At 74.3% G+C, this 2,696-nt stretch carries 2 protein-coding genes; both read left to right on the forward strand.

What is annotated here, in order from left to right; genetic code table 11:
* Positions 1 to 29 precede the first annotated feature (29 nt).
* Positions 30 to 1,328 (forward strand): MFS transporter, encoded by a 1,299-nt coding sequence (locus C1J00_RS41750; protein WP_102914022.1) that lies wholly within the window; start codon positions 30 to 32, stop codon positions 1,326 to 1,328.
* Positions 1,325 to 2,689, forward strand: coding sequence for an alpha/beta hydrolase family protein (locus C1J00_RS41755; protein WP_102914023.1), 1,365 nt, complete (start codon positions 1,325 to 1,327; stop codon positions 2,687 to 2,689). Before C1J00_RS41750 ends, C1J00_RS41755 begins: the two co-directional genes overlap by 4 nt.
* Positions 2,690 to 2,696 lie beyond the last annotated feature (7 nt).

Here is a 2,696-nt window from a genome sequence, read left to right on the forward strand (position 1 = left end):
CCCCCCAAGCCTCCGCCGATACACGGCAGTTGCGGCGCGTCGCCGTCTCCGGCCTGCTCGGCACCACCGTCGAGTTCTACGACTTCCTCGTCTACGGCACGGTCGCCGCGCTCGTCTTCGGCGAACTGTTCTTCCCGCGGGCCGACCCGGCGGTCGGCACCATCGCGGCGTTCGGCACCTTCGCCGCGGGCTATCTCGCCCGCCCGATCGGCGGCGTCCTCTTCGGCCACTTCGGCGACCGGCTCGGCCGCAAGTCGATGCTGCTGCTCACCATGGTCCTGATGGGGTCCGGCAGCTTCCTCATCGGCCTGCTGCCGACGTACGACGCCATCGGCGTCTGGGCCCCGGTGCTGCTGGTCGCCCTGCGCGTGGTGCAGGGCATCGCGATCGGCGGCGAGTGGGGCGGCGCGATGCTGATGGTCGTCGAGCACGCCGAACACGCGCGGGGTTCCCGGCGCGGCCTGTGGTCCAGCTTCACCCAGCTCGGCGCCCCGCTCGGTTCCGTACTGTCGGCCGGTGTGGTCACCCTGGTCGCCACCCTGCCGGACGAGCAGTTCCGCTCCTGGGGCTGGCGGGTGCCGTTCCTGCTGAGCATCGTGCTGCTGGGCGTCGGCCTGTTCGTGCGGCTGAAGGTCGCCGAGAGCCCGCTGTTCGCGCGGGCCGAGCGGGAGCCGGTGGCCCGGCCGCCGATCGTGGAGGTGCTGCGCCGCCCGAAGCCGGTGCTGCTGGCCGCCTGCGTCGGCATCGGCGCGTTCACCGCGCAGTCCCTGCTGACGAGCTTCATGATCTCCTACGCCGTCGACGAGGGGTACACCCGCCCGCAGGTGCTGACGGCGGTCACCGTCGCCTCCTGTGTGGCCCTCGTGGTCCTGCCCGCCGCGTCCGCGCTGTCCGACCGGGTCGGCCGCCGACCCGTCGTGCTCGCCGGCGCCATCGCCTCGGCGGCGCTCGCCTTCCCGGTGCTGGCCCTGGTCGACTCCGGCTCCCCCGGCCTGCTGATCCTCGCCCTCGCGCTCGGCCACGGCGTCGCCCAGTCGACGATGTACGGGCCGCTCGGCGCCCTGCTCACCGAGATGTTCGGCACCCGCGTCCGCTACACCGGCGCCTCCCTCGGCTACCAGGGGGCCACCCTGATCGGCGCCGGGTTCTCCCCGCTGATCGCCGGCAGTCTCCTGGCCTCCTTCGGCGGCGGCAGCACCCCGGTGTCGCTGCTGCTGTGCGCCGGCGCGGCCGTCACCGCCGTCACCGTGTGGCGGCTGCGCGAGACGCACACGGACGCCCTGGACAGCCCCGCCGCCGCCCCCGCGCTGGAAGGAACCCCGCGGTGAGGATCCGCCTCGCTTCACTGACGGCCGCCTGCCTGTCCCTGGCGGCGACCGCCCTGCCCGCGCGGGCCGCCACCGCGGACACCCACCTGGAGGGCCGGCTCCCGTCCGGGGCCGCCTACGTGATGGACGTCCCCGCGCCCTGGAACGGCACGGTCCTGCTCTACAGCCACGGCTACACCCCGGCCGGGGCCCCCAACCCGGCCCAGAACTCGCCCGGTCCGGCCGCCCGCGACAAGCTGCTGGCCGAGGGCTACGCCCTGATCGGCTCCTCGTACGCGACGACCGGCTGGGCCGTCACCGAGGCGGTGCCGGACCAGCTCGCCACGCTGGACCTGTTCACCGGGAAGTTCGGAGCGGCCCGGCGGACCCTGGCCTGGGGCACCTCGTACGGCGGCTTCGTCACCAGCATGCTCGCCGAGCGGCACGCCGGCCGGTTCGACGGATCCCTGTCGATGTGCGGGCTGGTGCAGGGCGGAGTCGCCAACTGGAACAGCACCCTGGACCCGGTGTTCGCGCTGCGCACGCTGCTCGCTCCGGACTCCGGTGTCCGGCTCGCGGGGTTCACGGACCAGGCCGAGGCGGTCGCCGCCGGCAAGGCGCTCACCTCGAAGGTCGACGCGGCCCAGCGCACCCCCGGCGGGCGGGCCCGGATCGCCCTGGCCGCCGCCCTGCACGACATCCCCGGCTACAACGACCCCGCGCAGACCCGGCCGGGCCCCACCGACTTCACGACGGCCCAGGCCAACCAGTACGCCGCCGTCCGGGGCCTGCTCCAGCTGCCCGCGTTCAGCTGGCGGCAGGAGGCCGAGAGCCGGGCGGGCGGCAACCCGTCCTGGAACACGGGCGTCGACTACCGCTCGATGCTCGTACGCTCCCCGCTGTACAAAGAGGTGACGGAGCTCTACAAGGAGGCGGGACTGCCCTTGCGCACCGACCTCTCGGCCCTGGACCGGGCGCCCCGGATCGCCGCCGACCCGTCGGCGGTGCGGTGGATGCGCGGCACCAGCGTGCTCTCCGGCCGCCTCACCGACCCCCAGCTGAACATCCACACGACCGGTGACGCCCTGATCCCGGTGCAGTCGGAGAGCGCCTACCGGCGGGCCGCCGGCGGCGCGGGCTCCGCCGGGCTCCTCCGCCAGGCCTACGTCGACGGCCCGGGCCACTGCACCTTCACCCCGGGCGAGACACTGGCCGCCCTGCACACCCTGGAGCACCGCCTGGACACCGGCCGCTGGGACGCCTCGCCGAGCACCCTCAACTCCCGGGCGGAGGCCGAGGACCCGGCGAGCGAGCCCCGCTACGTCCGGTACCGCCCGAGCACCTACCCCCGCCCCTACGCCCTGTCTCTTATACACCTCTGACTCTGCC

Origin of the sequence: Streptomyces cahuitamycinicus, assembly GCF_002891435.1 — a bacterium.
Classification (GTDB): domain Bacteria; phylum Actinomycetota; class Actinomycetes; order Streptomycetales; family Streptomycetaceae; genus Streptomyces; species Streptomyces cahuitamycinicus.